The 23,453-nt window shown below is 40.4% G+C and carries 19 protein-coding genes and 1 other RNA gene; all 20 read right to left on the reverse strand.

From position 1 onward, the window contains the following. Positions 1 to 56 precede the first annotated feature (56 nt). The 20 genes from VPAR_RS06095 to mrdA all read right to left on the reverse strand — a co-directional run bounded on the left by VPAR_RS06095 (position 57) and on the right by mrdA (position 23,446). On the reverse strand, positions 57 to 1,358 hold the full coding sequence (locus VPAR_RS06095) for a replication-associated recombination protein A (RefSeq protein WP_004696415.1): 1,302 nt from the start codon (positions 1,356 to 1,358) through the stop codon (positions 57 to 59). Between the two features lie 235 nt (positions 1,359 to 1,593). Beyond that, a non-coding RNA gene (ssrS, locus tag VPAR_RS09555) (6S RNA) lies at positions 1,594 to 1,764 on the reverse strand. A gap of 80 nt (positions 1,765 to 1,844) precedes the next feature. Continuing rightward, positions 1,845 to 3,650 carry an aspartate--tRNA ligase gene (gene aspS, locus VPAR_RS06100; protein ID WP_012864577.1) on the reverse strand — a complete coding sequence of 602 codons (1,806 nt, stop codon included), beginning with the start codon at positions 3,648 to 3,650 and terminating at the stop codon, positions 1,845 to 1,847. Positions 3,651 to 3,658: 8 nt separating this feature from the next. Then, the gene (gene hisS / locus VPAR_RS06105) at positions 3,659 to 4,930 is read right to left on the reverse strand and encodes a histidine--tRNA ligase (protein WP_012864578.1); all 1,272 of its coding nucleotides are present in this window, start codon (positions 4,928 to 4,930) and stop codon (positions 3,659 to 3,661) included. Then, entirely contained in the window at positions 4,930 to 6,357 is a 1,428-nt protein-coding gene (gene hemZ, locus VPAR_RS06110) for a coproporphyrinogen dehydrogenase HemZ (RefSeq protein WP_012864579.1), read from the reverse strand. Before hemZ ends, hisS begins: the two co-directional genes overlap by 1 nt. After that, positions 6,350 to 6,838, reverse strand: coding sequence for a Fur family transcriptional regulator (locus tag VPAR_RS06115; RefSeq protein ID WP_008601380.1), 489 nt, complete (start codon positions 6,836 to 6,838; stop codon positions 6,350 to 6,352). The genes hemZ and VPAR_RS06115 overlap by 8 nt, the downstream gene beginning before the upstream one ends. A gap of 41 nt (positions 6,839 to 6,879) precedes the next feature. Next, entirely contained in the window at positions 6,880 to 7,515 is a 636-nt protein-coding gene (locus VPAR_RS06120; RefSeq protein WP_008601381.1) for an MBL fold metallo-hydrolase, read from the reverse strand. Continuing rightward, positions 7,515 to 9,755 carry a RelA/SpoT family protein gene (locus VPAR_RS06125; RefSeq protein WP_012864580.1) on the reverse strand — a complete coding sequence of 747 codons (2,241 nt, stop codon included), beginning with the start codon at positions 9,753 to 9,755 and terminating at the stop codon, positions 7,515 to 7,517. Before VPAR_RS06125 ends, VPAR_RS06120 begins: the two co-directional genes overlap by 1 nt. 11 nt (positions 9,756 to 9,766) lie before the next feature. Next, positions 9,767 to 11,749 carry a single-stranded-DNA-specific exonuclease RecJ gene (recJ, locus tag VPAR_RS06130; RefSeq protein ID WP_042466793.1) on the reverse strand — a complete coding sequence of 661 codons (1,983 nt, stop codon included), beginning with the start codon at positions 11,747 to 11,749 and terminating at the stop codon, positions 9,767 to 9,769. Positions 11,750 to 11,943: 194 nt separating this feature from the next. Beyond that, complete coding sequence (gene hydG / locus VPAR_RS06135) at positions 11,944 to 13,362, reverse strand: [FeFe] hydrogenase H-cluster radical SAM maturase HydG (RefSeq protein ID WP_012864582.1); 1,419 nt, start codon at positions 13,360 to 13,362, stop codon at positions 11,944 to 11,946. Positions 13,363 to 13,687: 325 nt separating this feature from the next. Continuing rightward, positions 13,688 to 13,972, reverse strand: coding sequence for a 50S ribosomal protein L27 (gene rpmA / locus VPAR_RS06140; RefSeq protein ID WP_004696430.1), 285 nt, complete (start codon positions 13,970 to 13,972; stop codon positions 13,688 to 13,690). A 12-nt stretch (positions 13,973 to 13,984) separates the two neighbouring features. Beyond that, complete coding sequence (locus VPAR_RS06145) at positions 13,985 to 14,299, reverse strand: ribosomal-processing cysteine protease Prp (RefSeq protein WP_008601403.1); 315 nt, start codon at positions 14,297 to 14,299, stop codon at positions 13,985 to 13,987. Positions 14,300 to 14,301: 2 nt separating this feature from the next. Next, complete coding sequence (gene rplU / locus VPAR_RS06150) at positions 14,302 to 14,613, reverse strand: 50S ribosomal protein L21 (protein WP_004696434.1); 312 nt, start codon at positions 14,611 to 14,613, stop codon at positions 14,302 to 14,304. Between the two features lie 201 nt (positions 14,614 to 14,814). After that, positions 14,815 to 15,390, reverse strand: coding sequence for a manganese efflux pump MntP (locus tag VPAR_RS06155; RefSeq protein WP_042466794.1), 576 nt, complete (start codon positions 15,388 to 15,390; stop codon positions 14,815 to 14,817). A 28-nt stretch (positions 15,391 to 15,418) separates the two neighbouring features. Beyond that, positions 15,419 to 16,846 (reverse strand): Rne/Rng family ribonuclease, encoded by a 1,428-nt coding sequence (locus VPAR_RS06160; protein ID WP_012864584.1) that lies wholly within the window; start codon positions 16,844 to 16,846, stop codon positions 15,419 to 15,421. 34 nt (positions 16,847 to 16,880) lie between these two features. After that, a complete protein-coding gene (locus VPAR_RS06165) occupies positions 16,881 to 17,576 on the reverse strand; it encodes a TIGR03936 family radical SAM-associated protein (protein ID WP_012864585.1) in 696 nt (231 codons plus the stop codon). Further along, positions 17,548 to 19,431, reverse strand: a complete 1,884-nt coding sequence (locus VPAR_RS06170) for a TIGR03960 family B12-binding radical SAM protein (protein ID WP_012864586.1) — start codon at positions 19,429 to 19,431, stop codon at positions 17,548 to 17,550. The genes VPAR_RS06165 and VPAR_RS06170 overlap by 29 nt, the downstream gene beginning before the upstream one ends. Before the next feature lie 55 nt (positions 19,432 to 19,486). Then, entirely contained in the window at positions 19,487 to 20,590 is a 1,104-nt protein-coding gene (gene rodA, locus VPAR_RS06175; RefSeq protein WP_012864587.1) for a rod shape-determining protein RodA, read from the reverse strand. 8 nt (positions 20,591 to 20,598) lie between these two features. Continuing rightward, on the reverse strand, positions 20,599 to 21,522 hold the full coding sequence (locus VPAR_RS06180; protein ID WP_012864588.1) for a P-loop NTPase: 924 nt from the start codon (positions 21,520 to 21,522) through the stop codon (positions 20,599 to 20,601). Position 21,523: 1 nt separating this feature from the next. After that, positions 21,524 to 23,446 (reverse strand): penicillin-binding protein 2, encoded by a 1,923-nt coding sequence (mrdA, locus tag VPAR_RS06185; protein ID WP_012864589.1) that lies wholly within the window; start codon positions 23,444 to 23,446, stop codon positions 21,524 to 21,526. Positions 23,447 to 23,453 lie beyond the last annotated feature (7 nt).

A 23,453-nucleotide genomic window follows, 5' to 3' on the forward strand; every position in this document is an offset into this window, starting at 1 on the left:
TAACATTACAGTAAATTAACTTATCATTATATTATAGCATATATCGTAATATTAAGTTAATTTTTACTACGTTTCTCCCAGTCGTGAAGTAACTGTTCCTCAGTCCCTCTCTTTATACCCTTATAGTAAGTTGCATCGATTAGAGGCGTTGGTAAATACTGCTGTTTTACATACCCATTAGGATAGTTATGAGCATACTTATAAGCTTTTCCATGACCTAATTTACTAGCCCCGCTATAGTGACTATCTTTCAAATGATCAGGTACTTGTCCACAATCCTTATGTCGCACATCAGATATAGCTGCATCAATAGCTACATAAGCAGAATTACTTTTAGGTGCAAGAGCAACATAACACGCAGCTTCGGATAATATAATACGCGCCTCAGGAAAGCCTACCATATGAGCCGCTTGAGCCGCTGCATTGGCGAGTATAAGAGCTTGTGGATCCGCAAGGCCAACATCCTCTGCTGCACAAATAACAATACGACGAGCAATGAAATTAGGATCCTCTCCAGCTTCAATCATACGCGCTAAATAATGTACCGTTGCTTGCACATCAGAACCACGCATACTTTTAATAAAAGCTGAAATTGTATCGTAATGACTATCGCCTTTTTTATCATATGTATATATGCGACGACCTACGACCTTTTCGAGAACCTCAATAGTAATCGTTCCCTCATCGGGAACCATAGCTGCGGCTTGTTCAAGAATATTAAGGGCCATACGTCCATCACCATTGACGAAAATCCCCACATCTTCCAAAACTTCATCGGTTACCTGCAGATGACGCTTGCCAAGGCCTACCGCTTCATCAGTAATGGCGCGACGTAAAATTTGACCAATAGCCTTTGGAGTAAGTGCTTCTAATGTAATAAGACGCAAACGAGACAAAAGTGGTCTATTAACTTCAAAGAACGGATTCTCTGTAGTAGCACCAATAAGGATGATAGTTCCATCCTCTACACAGGGTAACAACACATCTTGTTGGCTTTTATTAAAGCGATGAATTTCATCAAGGAATAGAATTGTTCGTTGCTGTAAAGAACGAACCCGTTTACGAGCGTCTTCAATGATGGTTCTCAACTCACCAATACCAGCGTTAGTAGCATTCAGGTTTACAAAATGACTATTGCTCACCTTAGCTATGATTCCGGCTAACGTCGTCTTACCTGTTCCACAAGGCCCATAAAAAAGCATAGATGGTATTGTATCCTTCTCTACCATAGCACGCAAGAAAGTCCCCTTCCCTATGGCCTTCTCTTGACCATATAAATGATCCAGTTTAGTAGGACGCATTCGTACAGGAAGGGGCTCGTATGTATTTGTAGGTGTCATATCAAATAAACTATCCATTCTATCACCTCAATTCGCACCCAGTTTAACTATCGTATTTTAATATCTATAACTATTCAATCAAAAAACAATGTCTTACTCGTCATAAAAGCCCAATGATATCAGTAACTTGGTATCACTAATAATATTTATAAGACATTTATGACATTTAGGACTTTTAAGACTTTAAAAAATTTTAGTTCTTACAAAAGATATATTTATAGTATATGATATTTCAGTCTATTTTTACACGCAAAAAAGCCCCACCATGCCGTAATGTACCGCGTTTTGATCCTGCAAGGGCAGGTGGGTGTCCTCCTCATCCTGCAATTGTCCCGTAAGGGCGTAACGTTCAGACGAGAGTCAGACTCCCAAAGTAAATGTGTTGGCTCAAAACTGCGATATCACACGCACATGGCAGGGATATCTTATACTTAAATAGTATCAGAAAGATTAGCAATTAACAAGTCTTGACATTTCGATTTCAATCAATTCTTGCCTATGTTTTTACACTAAAGATTGCTCTTGTTCTTCTTCTACATCTGGTTTAATATGCAACTCTTTTAATTGCTTAGGTTCTACTTCAGATGGAGCTTGGCTCATGATATCAGAAGCAGATTGGGTTTTAGGGAATGCGATTACGTCGCGGATAGATTGACGTTTTGCCATCAACATAACAAGACGATCAAGGCCAAATGCACAACCTGCATGAGGAGGTGCACCGTATTGGAATGCATCAAGCATGAAGCCAAATTTAGATCTTGCTTCTTCAATAGACAAACCAATTGCTTTGAATACTTTTTCTTGTACGTCAGCTTGGTAGATACGCAAGGAACCGCCACCGATTTCTACGCCATTCAATACCATGTCGTAAGCAATCGCTTTTACACTGCCAGGATCGGATTCTAATTTATCAAGATCCGCATGGCGTGGCATTGTGAACGGATGATGCATTGCAACATAACGTTTTTCGTCTTCGTTATATTCGAACATAGGGAAATCAGTTACCCATGTGAATGCCAATTTATCTTGGTCAATCATGTTCATACGGCGTGCCATTTCAAGGCGTAATTCGCCTAATGCACGTGCCACAGTTGCAGGTTTATCAGCAATCATCAATACAAGGTCACCACCTTTAGCGCCCATTTTTTCACCAATATTGCGGATTGTATCTTCACCTAAGAACTTCATGATTTGAGACTTAATAGAACCATCTTCATTGAAGCAAGCCCACGCAAGGCCTTTAGCGCCGTAACGGTTTACATACTCAACAAGATCATCAAGTTCACGGCGAGGAATGCCAGCGTCACCAGGCACAACGATACCTTTAACTACGCCACCATTGTCGATAACAGAGCGGAAGACTTTGAATTCTGTATCTTTTACAAGATCAGTTACATCAGTAAACGCCATATCAAAACGAAGATCCGGCTTATCAGAGCCGTATTTATCCATTGCTTCGTCCCATGTAATACGAGGCATAGGCAAAGAAATTTCTTTACCTAATGCAGTTTTAAATACATGAGCAATCATTTCTTCAAGCAATGCATAAATATCTTCTTCATCAACGAAGGACATTTCTAAGTCAAGCTGAGTGAACTCAGGTTGACGGTCTGCACGCAAATCTTCATCGCGGAAGCAACGAACGATTTGGAAATATTTTTCGTAACCAGCAACCATCAAGATTTGTTTGAAAATTTGTGGAGATTGTGGCAACGCGTAGAATGTACCAGCATTTACACGGGAAGGCACTAGATAATCACGAGCGCCCTCTGGCGTAGATTTAGTAAGCATTGGCGTTTCAATTTCCAAGAAATCGCGGCTATCAAAAAAGTCGCGCATTGCTTTAGTTACCTTGTGACGCAAAATCAAGTTGCGTTGCATTTCTGGACGACGCAAGTCAAGGTAACGATATTTTAAACGGATATTTTCATCTACATCAATATCATCTTGGATATAGAATGGAGGAGTCTTAGCGGAGTTCAATACGCGCAACTCTTCACAGAACATTTCGTATGCACCTGTAGGAAGGTTTGGATTAATGGCAGAATCATCACGTTTTGTGATAGTACCACGCACGCAAAGAACATATTCATTACGAACATCCTCTGCTTTGTGGAACGATTCTACGTTGTGATCTGGGGACGCTACTACTTGTACTACGCCAGAACGATCGCGTAAATCTAAGAATATCAAACCACCATGGTCACGACGGCGTTCAACCCAACCACATAATACGACCTCTTTACCTACCTCTTGTTCAGAGATGGTGCCACAACCGTGCGTACGGTGTAAGCCTTGCATTGTTTCCATTCTAATTGTCATCCTTTCACCAAAGAAGTTATACGTTCAGCCACTGTATCAAGAGATACAGTCTCTTGTTCACTAGTATCCATGAATCGAATTATGGCTTCTTTACGAACCAATTCATCATCACCCAATATAATAACATATTTCGCATTAATTTTGTTAGCGTATTTTAATTGTGCCTTCATACTTTTGCCCTGCCCGTCCATTTCAACAGGAATATCAAGACTACGAAGTTTTTGGCAAATTTTGAAAGCCTCTACCTTAGCCGCATCACCAAGAGCTACTACAAATGCAGATGGTTCTACAGTTGGTTCAGGCAATAGGTTTTGTTTTTCAAGAGCTAATAATAAGCGCTCCATGCCCATAGCAAAACCGATAGCTGGGGTATGCGGTCCATCGAGCTCTTCTACGAGACCATCATAACGACCACCACCGGCTACGGCACTTTGAGCACCTAAAGGAGTATATTGTACCTCAAAGGCTGTTTTTGTATAGTAATCAAGGCCACGTACGAGACGAGGATTTAAAGTATATTGTACATTAGCAGCTGTTAAATAAGTCTTTAATTCTTCAAAGTGATCATGACACTCTTCACATAAATGTTCGTGAATTTCAGGAGCACCTATAGACAAGGATTTACATGTTTCATTTTTACAATCCAGTATACGCAAAGGATTTTTGTACAAACGCTCTTGGCAATCGCTACATAATTGTTCCTTTTTAGGTTCAAAGAAGGCGATTAATTTTTCACGATATACAGGACGACATGTCGGACAACCTACAGAGTTTACCTCTACATTGAGATCTTTAAGGCCAAAATCTTTTAACAACTGTACAACCATGCAGATAACTTCGCTATCTACCACTGGAGATTGAGAGCCTAATACCTCAGCACCAAATTGGTGAAATTGACGGTAACGGCCTGCTTGCGGTTTATCATGACGGAACATAGGGCCCATATAATACCATTTTGTGAGACCTTCTTTACCATATACTTTATTTTCTAAGTATGCGCGCACAGCAGACGCCGTATTTTCAGGGCGTAAGGTAAAGCTAGAACCACCGTCATCACCAGTGGTAAAGGTGTACATCTCTTTTTGTACTACATCTGTAGTTTCACCGATACCTCGCAAAAATAATTTAGTTTCTTCAAAGGCAGGTGTGCGAATTTCATTGAAGCCGTATACTTTACAAATTTCGCGCATACGTTGTTCAATATAGTGCCAATTTATCATCTGTTCTGGCAAAAAGTCTTGTGTACCTCTTGGTTTTCTTATAGCCATTACACAACCTCCCAAAATCTTTCACAAATTTTATGTCGTTTCTCTAAAAGTGCATCTATCGTTACGTGATAAACATCTACGTCTTTTGGCATATGCTGTTTAAGCTGACGATATTCAGGGGCTCGCATCCACTTAGACGAGCTACCGGGCCCCATGGATAGAATACTTTGGCGTTCTTCCATGATCTGAATATTGTATTCGCATGCTTTGCCAGGCAAGGTATAGCCGATATTCTCTAACTGCCCTCTCATATATTGTTGGCGATATAAATAATATGGCATATAACCAGCCGCTTCAAGACGCTCTTTACCATATTGTACCATTTCCGCTACGAGATTTTCTTCAGGAATATCATCTTCCATATGTAAATCGTACAACGGGCTACCACGTTTTAATGCTAACGTATGAATTGTAACATTTTCCGGCAGATTTTGACATACATAATCCATATTCTCTATCATGTTTGACATCGTTTGGTTAGGCAAACCTGCGATAAAATCCATATTTACGGCTAATGATGTATTGTTTTTTACATATTGTAAAAGTTCATCAACATCCCGTACGCTATGACCGCGTCCAATACGACGCAAAATATCATCTTGCATCGTTTGCGGGTTAATGCTAATGCGATTCACACCTAGCTCAAGCATGGAACGTAGCTTAGTAGGATTAACAGAATCTGGCCGCCCGGCCTCTACAGTGAATTCATGTCCTTCAGATACGAGTAGAGATAACTGTTTTAGGACCTGGTGAAAGTCTTCATCCTCTAGCACTGTCGGAGTACCACCGCCCATATAGAGAGTATCGACTGTTAGGCCATAGGAATCAACGATAGATTTCATATCTTCTATATCACGGTTTAAAGCCCTTAGAAATTGACTTTTACCAGCATAATCCTGATAAAGACCATATGGAAACGAGCAATATACGCAACGCGTATCGCAGAAAGGAATACCACAATAGAGACTTACCTTTTTATCGTCTGTATCAGATAGAAACGGACGTTGATATTCGCCAATGGCCCCCAAAGTAGCAAGCTTTTCCATAGACACAGAAAACTCGTCCCTAATGTGACGAGTTGCTGCGTGGACAGAGCCATATGTATCTATATATTTATGTAGTAGCTTTGTAGGGCGCACACCTACCATGGTTCCCCATGGAGCCTCAGCAGGTAAGCCTTGATATTCACGCAAATAGCGCAACAAGGCTTGTCCAATTTGACGACGCCCCATAGAGGAAACAGGGCCTTCAAAAATCTTAATTGTATCACCAATAGTAACAGTTAATGTATATATTCCTTCCACTTCATGCGCTTCAAGGATAACCTCTGGATGTACCTTATCAGAAAAGAGTCCTGCCGCGCCACAGTTATGAGCTACTACGGAGCCAAGTGGTAATGGACCCGTATATAGATATCCATTAACCATGATGGGACATACGCTCAAGCTTTTCTAATTCTGCTTCAGTCATATGATTTTGGCAATCACTACAGTAACCATATACTTTCAATTGATGATCAATGGTACGGAAGTTTAATTTCTTAGCGATGATAGACTCCAATGTTTCAAGCATGTCATCTTCAAACTCGGATACTTTACCACATTTTACGCAAATCAAATGATGATGGAAATGAGCGAACTCTTCGTCATTTAATTCATAACGATTACGGCCATCACCAAAATCAAGACGTTTTAACAAATCAAGTTCAGTGAAGAGATCAAGAGTTCTGTAAATTGTTGCCAACCCGATATCAGGTGCCACCTCTTTTACAAGAACATATACATCTTCAGCACTCAAATGATTTTCTTCAGCATCGATAAATGCTTGCAAGATTGTTTGACGTTGAGTTGTCAATTTGTACTTTTTGTCTTTAATGCGTTCTTTTAATTTTTCTAATGTTGTGTTCATGATAAATTTCCCCTCGACTGTAAAAAATAATTCGTTTAAACCTACTGACCAACGAATGGGTTGTATTGTTTTTCATACCCTATATTTGTTTCCGGTCCATGACCAGGATAAACCATTGTATTATCAGGCAATGTATAAAGCTGAGTCTTAATAGATGATATCAGAGTCTCATAAGAGCCATTTGGAAAATCTGTACGGCCTACGGAATCTCTGAATAAAGTATCCCCTACAAACACAAGACCTTCCATGTAATAACACACACCTCCTGGCGTATGACCTGGTGTTTCAAGCACCTCAAGATCAATATCACCACATGTAATGTGATCACCTTGTTTAACCTCGATGATTTCCGCTTTTACCATAATTGGCGTTGGATTGCTATAAGCACTAAGATTAAGTTCAGGATCAGATAAATACGGTACATCGCCCTTATGAATATATACAGGTACGTGATAGGTATTCACAATCTCTTGAATACCACCAATATGATCTCCATGACCATGTGTCAGTACAACCGCCTTAGGCTTTAAGTCATGTTTTTTTAGCGCATCTAGTACTTCAGCTGTTGCAGGATCGATAATGAAAGCTTCACCTATCGCTTTATCACCGATAACATAGCAATTTGTTCCTAATGGACCTAAAGGCATGCGCATAAGTACTAATTGTTGTTCGCTCATTAAGCCCCTCCTTTACTACGTTGAACAGTATAAACTTCACGAATACGACGCAATTTAGTCATTACGAAATCTAGTTGTGAAATATCGCGGATATCAACCACCAAATTGATGCTTACATTTTTTGTATCCTCTTGAACCTTAGCATTGATGTTAGTAATGGTGATTTTCAATTCTGAAAGCACCGCCATAACTTCCATGAGAATACCAGCTCGATCATAAGCTTGAATATCAATGCCTACGTGGAAAGATTCGCCAGAAGAACCGTCCCAAGAGACTTCTATCATCCGCTCTAAGTCTTCAGGAGAATGGCCCATGCTAGGGCAATCACAGCGATGAATAGAAACGCCACGACCACGGGTTATGTAACCTATAATATCATCACCAGGTACAGGATTACAGCATTTTGCCATACGCACCATCACACCAGCTTCACCTTTTACGAGAACACCAGTGCCATTTTTAGTTTTCTTTTGTCCTTGAGATTTTAATTTCTCAATAATTTGCTCTGTACTGCGCTTAGATTCCTCTACCTCTTTAGACTTTTTATAAAGTTCAATCAAACGCAAGAGAACCGTGCTTACAGGAATGCCGCCATAGCCACAGGCTGCAAACATTTCCTCTTCTGTACCGGCTTTAAGTTGTTTCGTTACATGTTGTAAACGGTTGTCTGCACATAATTCTTTCCAATTATGATTCAATCGTTTTGCTTCTTTTTCAAGAGCTTCTAAGCCTTTTTCAATATTTTCAGCTTTATTTTCACGCTTGAACCAATTGCGAATTTTACTCTTACTTTCAGAAGAACCTACGATATTCAACCAATCAAGGCTAGGACGACCTGTTTTGGATGTGATGATATCAACAATATCACCATTTTGCAAGGTATAATCCAACGGCACAATTTTGCCGTTTACCTTAGCACCAACACAATGATGACCTACATCGGTATGAACTCGATAGGCAAAGTCAAGCGGTACAGAGCCTATTGGCAACTTAACAACGTCACCCTTTGGCGTGAATACAAATACCTCACCAGAGAAAACGTCCAATTTTAAAGCGTTAACGAGTTCCGTTGGATTACTAGTATCTTGCCATTCAAGAACCTGGCGTAGCCATGCAACCTTTTGATCAAATTCTTTATCGCCGTTTTTATTTCCTTCTTTATATCGCCAGTGAGCAGCCACACCATATTCAGATACGCGGTGCATTTCCCAGGTACGAATTTGAATCTCTACCGGTTGCCCCATCGTGCCGATAACGGTTGTATGTAAAGATTGATACATATTAGACTTCGGCATGGAAATATAATCTTTGAACCGATAAGGCAATGGCTTCCACAAGCTATGTGCAATGCCAAGTACCGCATAACAATCAGGAATGCTATCAACGATTACACGAACGGCAAGCAAATCATAAATTTGAGACAAATCGCGGTTGTCCTTTTTCATCTTCTTATAAATACTGTAGAAATGTTTTGGACGACCTTTGATATCCGCCTTGATATGAGCTTCGCTTAAAGCCTTTGTAAGTTGACTCATCGTATCATTAACGATGTCTTCCCGGACTTGACGTTTTTGTTTCATTTGATCAACTAGATCATAGTATTTTTCCGGCTCTAAATAACGGAAGGATAAATCTTCCAACTCCCATTTCACATTGAAGATACCGAGACGATGTGCCAAAGGTGCAAAGATTTCTAGGGTTTCCTTAGCAATACGTTTTTGTTTGTCACTACGCATATGCTTTAATGTGCGCATGTTGTGTAAGCGGTCACCCAATTTAATAACTACGACACGTACATCCTTCGCCATGGCTAAAATCATCTTTCGATAGTTTTCCATTTGACGATCTTCTTTTGTTTCATACTGGAATTGGTTTAATTTTGTTACCCCATCAACGAGGAATGCTACTTCAGAACCAAACATCTCCTCTAGGTCTTCCTTCGAGTAAGATGTATCTTCGACCACATCATGCATAAGAGCTGCCATGAGTGTAATATGGTCGATTTGTAAATGTGCCAAAATATCAGCTACAGCCAGCGGATGCATGATATACGGCTCACCGGAAGCTCTAAACTGACCTTCGTGAGCCTTATCAGCAAGCTCAAAAGCTTTCAATACTTGGTCACACTCATCATCTGTTAAATACGTATGGATATACTCCATAAACTCGGCTAAGGCTTTACTTTTATCAAATGTACTTTGTTCCACCAAAGCTTTGCCTTCTTCATTTACAGTTGTCATGATGTCACCTCCTATACACTATAAGTAAGGAATGTTACGGATGTGACAAGATCTAATTTTCCTTCAATGGCATTCCATCTCAGCATTAATTGACCATCATCACTTGTATATTCTTCAACAATGCCCAATTCTTTAAATACATCGATAGATGTTAGAGCACTGCGATTATTCTGATCTGCCGGCTTGCGACGCAATATATCTTGTTCAACATTATAAACCGACTGACTGCGACCTCGCATGGACTGTTTTATTATGACATACATTTGTCTAAGTCCTTCTGTAGAAAGCTTAATCGGCTCTTCAGTCAATGGTTCAATAGCTTGAATCATAAGCTGCGGAGAAACCAGACCTTGCCATTCATTCTTTTGCAAAGAAAATGCCACTTTTACCACAGTTCCCACGAAGATAGATCTAAATAAATCTGGACAATTCCAAGCTATAGCATCTAATGTACCATTCGAAGTTGCAAAAATTACCTTACAGTGATTTTTTAATTGCCCCATGAGCATAATATCTTGCACAGTAGCTTCCATAATGGCAAAGACTGGCGTGCTATTGGCCATCCCATAAGGCTCAAGGTCTGATACGCGGTCAATGATATCGACATCGATATCATCAACAGGTAGTTCCGCATCAATGGCCACAACGGGAATATATTCCTCAGCAGTAACAACTTCTTTACAATACTTAGTTAAACGGTATCGTAACTCATCAATACGATTTGCATCGATGCTAAAACCTGCCGCCGCAGAGTGTCCGCCAAACTGTAGCAAGATATCCTCGCAAGATTTTAATGCATCATATATGTTAAAGCCATCTATACTACGGCACGAGCCTTTACCAACGCCATCATGAATACTGATAACTAAGGTTGGTTTGTAAAACTCCTCTACTAGACGAGAAGCAACAATACCAATGACACCGGGATGCCACTCTTCGCCGGCCACAATAGTTACATAATCAGCTTTATGTCCTTGATTAGCTACATCTATACGAGCCAACTCGTGAATATTTCGTTCTAGCTCTTGTCGTTCACGATTCGTTTCGTTTAATTCCTCTGCAATTGCCTCTGCTATATCTGCATCATCGGTCACGAGTAGTTCAACAGCACGCGTTGCATGCGTTACGCGACCAGCTGCATTAAGGCGAGGTGCTAAAGTATAGCCAATATGTCCAGAGGTGATAGTTCGTTCATGAAGCCCCGCTACATCAATTAGCTTATTAATCCCCAAATTAGGATAGCTATTCATCTTCTCAAGGCCCGATTTCACAATGATGCGGTTCTCACCGACCAAAGGTACTACATCGGCCACAGTGCCAAGTGCAACGATATCTAAATCATCTAAGTACCATTCTCCGTGCTTTGTAAGCCACAAAGCTTGGCATAATTTGAAAGCAACCCCTACGCCAGATAAGTTTTTATCCTTATAAGGACAGTCCTTTTGCTTATGATTTATGACGGCCTTCGCTCGTGGAATCACATCTGGAGCCGTATGGTGATCCGTAATAATCATATTGATGCGGTCCCGTACAGCCTCTACAATATCGTAAGAGCTAATGCCGCAGTCTACGGTAATTACCAAATCCGTTCCCCGTTCAATAAGGTGCTTTAAAGCCTCTAAATTGAGACCATACCCTTCGCTTTGACGTTCTGGTATGTAATATGTAACATCAGCACCTAATTTCTTTAAAAATCGATAGAGTACAGAGGTTGCAGTAATACCATCCACATCATAATCACCATAAATGACGATTGGTTTGTGACTTTCAATTGTTTCCAGAACTAGTGAAACAGCCACATCCATATCTTTCAAAGTGAATGGGTCTAACAAATCTGACAAAGTACCTTGCAAAAATCGACGACCTTCGTCAACATCAATATGACGATTCACCATTAATTTAGCCACAATAGGGTTCACACCAAGTTCACGGATTAAGATATTCTCTTTCTCCCTGTCACCTTCACAAAGGCGCCAACGTTTTTTCTTAATCATCATATCCCTCAGTAGTTTATAATCAATATTATTCTAGAATTCAACGTATTATCATTATCATTTTTATTTATTATACCTTAAAACGCAAATAAAATAAACCATTTTATATATTTTATTCTCATTTAAACTTTGCTATTTTCTCAACAAGAAAGAGCCTCCCATTATCAATAGGAGGCTCCATATCAGTGAATTCCTTAGAACCGGAAGTCTCGTTCGCCGTCTTTCATCTGTGCAATATAAGCTTTAGCTTTTTCTTTAACTAAATCATTTTTAATATTTTCTAACTGTTGTTCGATGACCTTAGCACCATGAGCCTTAGTCTTTTCATCACCGTAATCCATGATATATTCGTTTAATGTCATCAACGCATTAGGTTGGCAACAATTGTGAATTTGACCGGATTTAGCAAGGGCCATGAAACGGTCCCCTGTTCTGCCAGCACGATAACATGCAGTACAGAAACTTGGAACATACCCAAGATCTAGCAACCAGTTAACGATTTCATCTAATGTACGCGTATCACTACGATCGAATTGTGCCGTATTATCTTCTGGCTTTTCTTCTTCTTTGTAACCACCTACGCTAGTACGAGATCCACCACTAATTTGGGAGATACCTAATGCCAAGCCACGTTCACGCATGGATTGACTTTCACGAGTGGACATAATCATACCTGTATACGGTGTGGAGACGCGGATAAGAGCAACAATTTTTTCAAATACATCATCAGGCACAGCATTACTGAAATCATCTACATCGATGTCATCGGCTGGACAAATACGAGGCACAGAAATGGTATGTGGACCTACGCCAAAAACCTCTTCTAAATGCTCTGCATGCATCAACAAGCCTACAAAATCATATTTGTAATGTTCCAAACCATAAAGCACTCCGATGCCTACATCATCAATACCACCTTGCATAGCGCGGTCCATCGCCTCTGTATGGTAGGCGTAGTCGCTCTTAGGGCCTGTAGGATGTAAAGCTTCATAGTTTTCTTTGTTATATGTTTCTTGGAATAATGTATATGTGCCAATACCAGCTTCATGTAATTTTTTGTAGTCCTCAACGGAACAAGCTGCAATATTTACGTTTACACGGCGGATTTCACCATTTTTATTTTTGATACCGTAAATTGTCTTGATGGATTCCAAAATATATTCAAGAGGATTATTTAATGGATCCTCACCAGACTCAATTACAATACGCTTATGGCCCATCGCTTCTAACGCAATAACCTCTTCTCTGATTTGGTCTTGCGTTAATTTTTTACGTTTAATATCGCGGTTTTTGGAGTGGTACGGACAATACACACATCCATTGATACAATAGTTAGACAAGTATAACGGTGCAAATAGAACAATACGATCGCCGTAGATAGCCTTCTTGATTTCCTTTGCTAAAGCAAAAAGCTTTTCCTTATATTCAGGTAACGGACATTCTAAGAGAACTGCTGCTTCTCGGTGGTTTAATCCCTTAAATGTAGCAGCTTTCGCTAAAATAGCATCTAACAACTCCCGATTTTCCTTGTTTTCCTCTGCATAGGCAAGTGTGTCAAGGATTTCCTGATGGGAAATAAATTCCTCCGCCTTTGGAGATTTTACATCATACATAGTACTTACCTCAAATCTTTCTAGTGGCAATACCACCCCTCTTTAGGTTTATGAAAGTATATGACAACCAGTCTTCTGGTATTTCACTGATACTGTACATAGTATACCACTATTCCTACTAAAAAGCACAGGAATTTGATACATGCTAAAAGGTTGTCCCCTCCCAAGAGGAAACAACCTTTATATCATGGGAATTTCTAATCTATATCGATTATCTATATCGAATATGACTAAAATGTATATGGTTTATTCATTCAATTACGATCACCTGTAAACAACAAAAAATCCCTAGTGGAAACCACTAGGGATTAATAGTCTTATAAAATTAAGCTTCTACAGGGTATACGCTAACTTTACGGTTATAACGACCAGCACGTTCAAATGCTACTTTACCAGGCACAAGTGCAAATAAAGTGTCATCTTTACCGATACCTACGTTAGTACCAGGGTGGAAGTGAGTACCACGTTGACGAACGATGATGTTACCGCTCTTTACGATGGAACCATCATGGCATTTAACACCAAGACGTTTAGATTCACTGTCACGACCGTTACGAGTACTGGACACACCTTTTTTATGTGCGAACAATTGCAAATCAAAAGTAAACATTAAGTTCACCTCCTATATTTCGTGAATTTGGACAAACTCTGGATATTGACGGCTAATTTCCTCCAAACCAAGAAGCATAGTCCCCAGAATATCCTGTCCACTCTGATTAATCGTACCAGAGAGAACTATATCACATTGACCTTCGCTATTCGTATACTCCCCTTCTTGTCGAGCAATTTGGGTGAGTCCTAACATTGCCGTTGCCGATAAGGCAGACACTGCGGCACATACGATATCGAAGCCATGTTCATCATATCCTGCATGACCGGACATATGACAACCAACTACTTGACCATCACTATTCCGCTGGATTCCAATGGAAACCATAATTAAGCTTGGATAGATTCAATACGAACTTTTGTGAACGGTTGACGATGGCCTTGACGACGACGGTAGTTGGATTTAGCTTTGTATTTGAATACTAAGATTTTTTTACCTTTACCATGCTCAAGAACTGTACCTGTAACTTTTGCACCGTTTACAAGAGGAGCGCCAACTTTAACGTCGCCGTCATTCACTACAGTCAAAACTTCTTCGAATGTAACGGACTCGTCAGCAGCTGCTTCCAATTTTTCGATAGTAATTACATCGCCTTCAGCAACGCGATATTGTTTACCACCAGTTTTAATAATTGCGTACATGAGAACACCTCCTTGTTATCGAACTCGCTGAATTCGGTATCCCGACCCGAACTTCGGTCGGGCGTTTAAACCTACTTCACGCGGATTGCAAAGTTCAGTAAACCGAACTAATACTGATATAGTATATCCTATTTACACAGTCATGTCAAACAAAAATGAACAGAATCCGCTCAGTTTCTGACACTTTCATATATATAAGCCTTAAAATTCTCCAATGATCCCAAGATGTTGTAAAAGTATCTTTGTACCGATGAGGATTAATACACCGCCACCCACTATATCTGCATATTTTCCAACAAATCGGCCCATAAATTTACCTAAGTAAACACCCACTAAAGATATACCAAAGGTAATAACACCAATCATCGTGGATGCTTCCCATACATTGATAGGTAAGAATGCAAAGGTCAGTCCTACAGCCATTGCATCAAGGCTAGTCGCTACGGAGAGCATCATCATTTCCCAGACACCCAAGAATTGCTTATCATCGTCATCTTCATCATCATCGCTAAGTCCCTCTCTGATCATAGCGATACCTAAATAACCAAGAAGGCCAAAGATAATCCAGTGATCCCAATCAGCAATCACATCGATAAATTGACGACCGATGAGCCAACCAATAAGAGGCATAAGAAACTGGAACAAACCAAAAAGAAATGCCAAGGTTACCTTGCGACCATTCTCACCTACAGGCATTGTCAGCCCCTTACCGATAGATACACCAAAGGCATCCATCGCTAGGCCTATACTAATTAATATAATTTCAAATATAGACACTATACTCACCTATAAACAAACTACTTACTTATTCAGCTATAGCCATCAAGGAATACCCTTCTCGACTAATTTGTGGATTTACCACAATAGAAATCTTGCGACCTATGGACTCACCTAAATCCTCGAGAACAGCCTTTGTTAAATACTGAGCCACCTCCGGATGAACTTCGATTTCTAGATTCGTTTTAATACGTCCCGACTTAAATAACTCGCGGATACGACGCACAATCTGCATATATACAGTACGCCCTGACAACATATAACCCGTACCACCGCATTGAGGGCATGTATCAAACATCAAGGTTTGCAAGCCTTGGCGAGCTCGCTTTCGGGTCATCTCTACGAGGCCAAGCGAACTAATGCCGCATACAACCGTTTTCATTTTATCTAACTTAGCTTGTACTCCCAACAATTTTAACAATTCTTGTTGATGCTCTTTATCTTTCATATCAATAAAATCGACCACAATAATACCGCCAATATCGCGCAAACGCAATTGACGACAGATTTCTTTTGCTGCCTCTTTATTGACTGTGAAAGCTAAATCTTCCAGCTTATTAGACTTGCCAGTATAATGAGCAGAGTTTACATCAAACACGGTGAGAGCTTCAGTATGATCGATACGGATTGAACCACCAGAAGGAAGATTAATATCGCGAGAGATAAGATCTTCCAATTGAGGTTCAATGTGATTTGCTTTAAAAATCGGTGTGCTATCACGATGACGTGTTACTTTAATTTGTTGTGACGTAGGTCCATGCCCTAAGAGGTCCAGCAATCGGGATTCTCCCATATCGGAATCGACAATAATTTCCTCTACATTGCGATGCGCATAGTCCCGTACAAGGCGGAACCAGAAATCCGCGTCACTATATAAATCAGTACCGCTCTTCGCCACCTTAAAGCGCTTCAACACATGTTGCCAGGTCCGCCACAGATACTCCATATCACGACCGATTTCATCGGCACTGGCCTTAGCTGCTGCAGTACGAATGATAAAACCGCAACCTTCTTGTACATAAGGGGCTGCCAATTCTTGTAGTTTACTACGCAAGGCCTCATCAGTAATTTTCTTGGAAATATGCATGCCTTCAGAATATGGTAATAGTACCATAAAACGACCAGCCAAACTGACGTCTGCAGTCACGCGGGCACCTTTACCGAGCATTTCTTCTTTCACTACTTGAACGAGAATTTGTTGCCCCACAGATAGACGTGGCAAAATTTTCTGTTCCTTCCCTTGTTGAAGGTTCAAATACGCATTTTGAGAGCCCCCAATATCAACAAAGGCCGCTTGCATACCATTTAATACATTCTTTACTGTGCCTTTGTACATATGATTTGCCATATGAGAATCATCGGTACGCTCCAAGACAAAATCCACTAGCTGGCCTTCTTCGTCGATAACAGCCATACGAATTTCTTCACGCATAACATTGACCAAAATTTTATGCATCCTATCCCTCCCTTCTTTGTCATCTAAATTATAATTAGTAATTAATCTCTAAAGGCGTATAGCGGCCTTTTTCGTTTTCTACCATAATTGCTTTACGATGAATTTCGTAGCTAGTTGTAATAGGCCAATTATATTGATCCTTACCTAAATTCCACACTTCGCTAGGTTTGATTGTGCCTTGCGGATAAATGCCGATGCCCATTGTAAGGGTCACCATACCCTCTTTAACAGAGGCTACGATCGGTTCTTTTACAAACTCTTTTACATCAATGGTACGAGTTTTCTTAGGTGTTACCTTTTCATAAGAAATTTCCATTGCTTCATTAAAAGGTTTGAGTAACGCAGCCCAATCAGCATTTTCATCTGTCATAGGGCCTGTTACCTCATAGATAGCAAAGTTACAGATGGCCATCATCTTTTTCACCTTTTCAGGCATTTCTTTACCATCTAGAACCTCAAGACCAGGAGGCGCTACACGGTTTAAACGGTCCATAATGGACTCTAAACTATCCTCTTCAAGCACATCCATATCGATATATTCAGCTGCTGCGGTTACGCCTAAGGCGAGTGCAGAGGAGAAGCTAATTTTCATGTGAGGGTTAAACCCTTCAGAGTACGCCATTTTAATTTCTGCTCGACGTATCATCCGCTCTACAGCTTGAGCATAATCAAGGTGTGACAGGAATCGTAATTCTTCGCCCTTATTTAAGGCCAAACGTAACTTTTTCAACTCTGCCACCCTCCTTATAGTCAATAATAGCTGTATTGAGCTCTGGACATACATTACAGCCCTTACATGGAGCTCGACGACAATCGCCTGTAAGGTTCGCTTCTACTGCTTGTTCCCACTCGCGTTTTAAGAAGGCTTTACTTACAGTGCAATCTAAATGATCCCAAGGCAATGGCTCATCGAAATCACGAGTACGACGTGCATAGTACGCAGGATCCAATCCACAGTCAGCAAATGCTTTCAACCAAGTTTCATAGTTAAAGAACTCGGTCCAACCATCGAATTTACAACCTGCCTTCCAAGCCTCTACGAGAACTTTTGACAATCTGCGGTCTCCACGAGCAAAAGCGGCTTCCATGTAGCCAGTATAGCCATCATGGTAGTGGTAGGAAATGTTACGATTATTGATGAGGGACTTCAAGTAACGTTGTTTGCGATGAATTTCCTCTACATCTTGTTGACCATACCATTGATATGGAGAATGTGTTTTTGGTACGAAAAAGGATACGCTCACCGTTACAGAACCATTTCGCTTCCCTGTAATTTCACGGTGTAAATCGAGTACCTTGTAAGCAAGATCCGCAATACCAGCCAAATCTTCGTCTGTTTCTGTAGGAAGGCCCATCATAAAATATAATTTAACTGTATTCCAACCAGATTTGAAAGCATTAGTACAGGCCGCCAATAAGTCTTCTTCACTAACGCCTTTATTGATAACGTCACGCATTCGTTGCGTACCTGCTTCAGGAGCAAAGGTAAGACCGCTCTTGCGCACTTGCTGTACCTTTTTCGCAATATCGATAGAGAAACTGTCGATACGCAAGGACGGTAAGCTAACGCTAACTTGTTTATCTTTAAACTCTTCCATAAGCATATCTACAAGCTCAGGTAATTTGGAGTAGTCTGCAGAGCTTAAACTCATCAAGGATATTTCATTATACCCAGTATTGGCAATCGTATCTTTAGCAATTTGCAACAAACGTTCTGGTGTCTTTTCACGAACTGGACGGTAAAGCATACCTGCCTGACAGAAACGACAGCCACGTGTACAGCCACGGAATAGCTCCAATACAGCGCGATCATGCACTATATCAAGGAATGGTACAACAGGCTTTGTTGGATAGAATATATTCTCTACATCCTCTATAATACGTTTCTCAACGGCTGCTGGTACGTCTTCAAAACGCGGCATAATCGATTTAAAATCGCCTTGTTCTGTATATTCAACATCGTATAGAGCTGGACAATAGGTACCAGGAATTTGAGCTACTTTACGCAAGAAGCCTTCTTTACCACCTGGGAAGCCTTTTGCTTTTTCTGCTTTGAATAGGTCGATAAACTCATCACCCCACTCTTCAGATTCCCCGAGGGATACGATATCAAAGAAATCTGCAATAGGCTCTACGTTATACGCACAAGGGCCACCGCATACAAGTAGTGGGAATTCTAAATCACGATCCTTAGCATACATAGGAATGCCTGCTAAATCGAGCATATTTAAAATGTTAGTAAAGCTCATTTCATATTGAAGCGTAAATGCTAACACATCAAAATCTTTAATAGGCGTACGTGTTTCTAAGGAAAATAATGGAATATTACGCTTACGCATTTCCTCTTCCATATCATGCCACGGTGCAAATACACGCTCTGCTACCGCATCTTCACGACGGTTTACGAGACCATACAAAATCTTGATGCCCAAATGACTCATGGCCACTTCGTACACATCGGGAAAACCTAAAGCCATAGTTACATCAACAGTACTGTGATCTTTCACGATACTATTGTATTCGCCGCCCGTATAACGAGCTGGCTTTTGGACATGTTGTAACCATGACGTATCTAATTGAATCATACATCCTCCGTCTTTAATGAAAGACTTCTTTCACAATCAATCCTATGAAAGGCTATTAAAATATATATTTTGTCCGCTGTCTAGCGATATTTAATAAAATACCAATGCTCAGCATATTAGTTGTTAGCGCACTAACGCCATAGCTAAGGAATGGCAACGGAATCCCCGTTACAGGCATGATACCAATCGTCATGCCTACGTTTACGAGCACCTCGAAGGCAAACATCGTACCGATACCCGTTGCTAATAACATACCAAAATTATCATTGCAGGTATATGCTATTTGAATACTGCGATAAATAAGCATAAACAATAATAGCAATACTACAATGCATCCTACAAAACCAAATTCTTCGCCAATTACAGAGAAGATAAAGTCCGTATGATTTTCTGGTAAAAAGTTCAACTGACTTTGAGTGCCATTAAAGATACCTTTACCAAAAATCATACCCGACCCGATAGCAATCTTAGACTGAATGATATGATAGCCAGAACCGAAAGGATCAATATCTGGATTTAAAAATACTAGAATACGTTGTTTTTGATATTCTTTTAGCACAAACCAACCCAAAGGCATCAAGAATAAAGCCACACTCGCAATGATTTTTATAAGCTTTGTTTTGATACCAGATATAAAGAGCATCCCTACAAATATAGCAATATATACCAGGGATGTCCCCAAGTCAGGTTGTAAGAATACGAGTAGGATAGGAATCCCTACATATAACACTGGCATTAATAGAGATTTAAAGGTATCTAACTTGCCAATGTGCGGTTCTAGCATTTTAGCCATACAGATAATCATCAATAGTTTAGAAAACTCTGAAGGCTGAATAGTAATTGGCCCCAATTGAATCCAACGCTGTGCACCTAGTGCAGAGGTACCAACTACCATGACTGCGATTAACATAAGCATGGTAATCACATAAATCATATTCCCCCACCCTTTAAGACGATGGTAATCTAGAAATTGCATACCTATAACGACAGCTATATTTGCTAAAAAGAATACGAGTTGTTTTATCACTAGACTACCAAAACTAATAGCCTCGTGATTCACATGGGTAGCACTACCAATAGCTGTAAGACCAATTCCGACAAGTAATATAGTACATATGATGATAGTCCAATCACTATCTGTCCATATTTTACGCCACATCATATCACCTATTTCAACTTGCTACGGCGCCACAAGCTTTGTTTACCTTGCACCAACAAGCGATGCGTGGTCCAACCACCACGATTAATGTAATGAACATTGTTAGAATCATCAAAAATAGAATCACCTACTGTTGCAAGACTTGGTGTGCTAGCTTGCCCCTTCGATGCTTTTTTCTTAGTTACATAAGCATCAAAGTGCTTTTGTACATCGTAGTCTTCCCAACAGTCACCGGTCGTTACATAATCTACAAGAGGTGCTAACACAGCTTTTAGTTCACTAGAAACAAATTCTAACAAACGACCATCTTGCGTATACACCTGAACATCCTCGTCATAAGGAATCATGGCCCCTACATATTCAGCGCGAAGGACTTCTAACATATCATATAAATGGATATCCTCTCCATCGATAGGTACCGCATTAAAAACAATAGCATAATCACGAATATTATGTTCTTGACATACTTGAATCATCCGCGCCCCATTACGTAAAGACACCCATAAAGGATGTGTCACTACGATACAGCGATTTACTAATTCTAAAATAGCCTCTATGCCCTTGCCGATACCAGCAGGAGCATCGATTAAAATATAATCATATTCCTCACAGAGACGACGGACTAATTTTTTATATTTCTTACGACCTATATCTTCCCAACGAGCACTTTGACTAGCTGGTAGAAAATCTAAGTTTTCAGCAATTGATACGACGGCATCATCCATATAGTCTTTATCTTCGCTCGCATCTAGTGCGTCGTAAATAATTTCATTTGCCACTCCTAACACAAGATCTAAGTCGCGCAATCCAAAATCTCCATCACAAAGCAATACGCGATGCCCTGCATAGCTTAAGGCTGAACCCAAGCAAGCGGTAATCGTAGTCTTACCTACGCCACCCTTACCAGATACAATGCCGATTATCTCGCCCATACTAATCCTTTCTTGGTTGCCCACTAGTTACCGCATTCTGAGGTTTTTGCCCATTATTAGAGCTTGTTCCCGCAGCGGTTTCTTTATTACCTTTACTATTTGTATCATTAGATTTCTTATTCACTGGTACATTGAAGTACGCAGCCAATATATCTCGTACGATAGGCCCTGCCGACCCAGCACCAAAGCTACCTTGCTCAACAAGTGCAACCACTACAATTTGTGGCTTATCATATGGTGCATAGGCGACAAACCAGCCGTGATCTCTACCATGTGCATTCTCTGAAGTACCCGTTTTACCAGCTACATCAATAGGGAATCCTTTAAACAACTCCCCTGCTGTACCACCTTCATTAGTAACGTCACGCAAGCCTTCGCGAACAAGATCCATAATATTTTTTGGTACAGGTAAAATACCGAGTTTGTCTGGGCCAAAGATTTCTTTTGGCGTACCATCCTTATTATCAATACGGCTCACCACATATGGGCGGTATTTAATTCCACCATTTGCTACTTCACTGAGCATAACAGCCATTTGTAATGGCGTCACCAAGGTAAAAGACTGACCTATGGCCGCATCAAAGGTTTCACCTAAATACCAATCTTCATCATACACTTTGCGTTTATAAGCAGGACTTGCCATATTACCAGAGGCCTCACCAACAAGATTGATGCCGGTCTTTTCACCAATACCAAAGTAGCCAGCATATTTTACAAGTCCTTCTATGCCAACGCGATTGCCCATTTCATAGAAGTAAACATTATCTGATTTTGCAAGAGCTTTATTAAAGTTGAGCCACCCCAATGCTTCGCCTTCTGCATTTCGTTTATCGATAAGCCAATGTTTACCACTATCAAAAATCATTTCTTCAGGGGTAACCTTTTTAAGATCTAAAGCCGCCGTACCAGTGATAATCTTGAACGGCGAACCTGGTGGATATTCACCAGAAATAACCTTATTATCAAACGGATGGTTCTTATCATTATTCAATTGATTCCACTGCGCAGTTGTAATCCCTTTCGCGAACCAGTTAGGATTAAATTCAGGCGCACTGACCATAGCCAAAATGGCACCCGTATTTGGATCCATTGCTACTACCGCAGCTCCTTGAGCTGGAATACCTTGGGCACGCAACTGCTCTAATTGGTTCTTAACAGCTTCTTCAGCAGCCTTTTGTAAATTTGCATCTATTGTCAAATGGATATTAGCTCCAGGCACTGTATGCTTTCTATCTACCTCCGCAACCGGTCGGCCTGTAGCATCAACCTCTACCTGTTTACCACCATCAGTACCACGCAAGATGGAATCATATAATTTCTCAAGGCCAGAACGGCCTAAAATAGTACCACCACTAATAAGAGTATTTGGATCTTGCTGTTTTAGCTCTTCTAATTCTTCTTCGCTCACTTCACCCACATAACCAAAGAGCTGAGAAGCCATCGTTTCATATGGATAATAACGAAGTGGTTCTACATCTATGGTAACACCTGGTAATTCATGACGATGCTCTTCTATGGTTGTAACTACATCCATAGAAATATCATTAGCAATACGAATCGGCTCATAACCATATTTATGATCATTTACCTTTTTTGTAATATCTTCAGGTTTAATTTTCAGCAAGGCTGCCAACTTAGCAACTTCGCCTTCATCTAAAGCCTTACCCGTAGGCAAAATCGAGATGGTGTAGGCCGGTCTAGAACCTACCAAGATTTGACCATTTCGATCGTACATAATACCACGAGCAGCTGTCATGGATACCATGCGCAAACGGTTACCTTCTGCCTTAGCTTGGTAATAACCACCAGACAAGATTTGCAACGTCATCAGACGTAAAGCCAAAACTATAAATATGCCGGCTACAATGTAAAAGAGTACATCAAAGCGATTCGTTTTTCTTCGTTTATAGAGGCCTTCAAGCACTCTTTCA

The sequence above is a fragment of the Veillonella parvula DSM 2008 genome (assembly GCF_000024945.1).
GTDB classification, from domain to species: Bacteria; Bacillota; Negativicutes; order Veillonellales; family Veillonellaceae; genus Veillonella; species Veillonella parvula.

What these genes read in the sequence shown, in the direction of transcription:
- VPAR_RS06160 (WP_012864584.1), bottom strand. Translation starts at nt 16,846, where the DNA reads ATGCATAAAATTTTGGTCAATGTTATGCGTGAAGAAATTCGTATGGCT.
- VPAR_RS06170 (WP_012864586.1), bottom strand. Translation starts at nt 19,431, where the DNA reads ATGATTCAATTAGATACGTCATGGTTACAACATGTCCAAAAGCCAGCT.
- hemZ (WP_012864579.1), bottom strand. Translation starts at nt 6,357, where the DNA reads ATGGTTAATGGATATCTATATACGGGTCCATTACCACTTGGCTCCGTA.
- VPAR_RS06125 (WP_012864580.1), bottom strand. Translation starts at nt 9,755, where the DNA reads ATGACAACTGTAAATGAAGAAGGCAAAGCTTTGGTGGAACAAAGTACA.
- rplU (WP_004696434.1), bottom strand. Translation starts at nt 14,613, where the DNA reads ATGTACGCAATTATTAAAACTGGTGGTAAACAATATCGCGTTGCTGAA.
- hisS (WP_012864578.1), bottom strand. Translation starts at nt 4,930, where the DNA reads ATGGCTATAAGAAAACCAAGAGGTACACAAGACTTTTTGCCAGAACAG.
- rodA (WP_012864587.1), bottom strand. Translation starts at nt 20,590, where the DNA reads ATGTGGCGTAAAATATGGACAGATAGTGATTGGACTATCATCATATGT.
- aspS (WP_012864577.1), bottom strand. Translation starts at nt 3,650, where the DNA reads ATGGAAACAATGCAAGGCTTACACCGTACGCACGGTTGTGGCACCATC.
- VPAR_RS06115 (WP_008601380.1), bottom strand. Translation starts at nt 6,838, where the DNA reads ATGAACACAACATTAGAAAAATTAAAAGAACGCATTAAAGACAAAAAG.
- recJ (WP_042466793.1), bottom strand. Translation starts at nt 11,749, where the DNA reads ATGATTAAGAAAAAACGTTGGCGCCTTTGTGAAGGTGACAGGGAGAAA.
- VPAR_RS06180 (WP_012864588.1), bottom strand. Translation starts at nt 21,522, where the DNA reads ATGGGCGAGATAATCGGCATTGTATCTGGTAAGGGTGGCGTAGGTAAG.
- rpmA (WP_004696430.1), bottom strand. Translation starts at nt 13,972, where the DNA reads ATGTTTACTTTTGATTTGCAATTGTTCGCACATAAAAAAGGTGTGTCC.
- VPAR_RS06145 (WP_008601403.1), bottom strand. Translation starts at nt 14,299, where the DNA reads ATGGTTTCCATTGGAATCCAGCGGAATAGTGATGGTCAAGTAGTTGGT.
- VPAR_RS06120 (WP_008601381.1), bottom strand. Translation starts at nt 7,515, where the DNA reads ATGAGCGAACAACAATTAGTACTTATGCGCATGCCTTTAGGTCCATTA.
- VPAR_RS06095 (WP_004696415.1), bottom strand. Translation starts at nt 1,358, where the DNA reads ATGGATAGTTTATTTGATATGACACCTACAAATACATACGAGCCCCTT.
- hydG (WP_012864582.1), bottom strand. Translation starts at nt 13,362, where the DNA reads ATGTATGATGTAAAATCTCCAAAGGCGGAGGAATTTATTTCCCATCAG.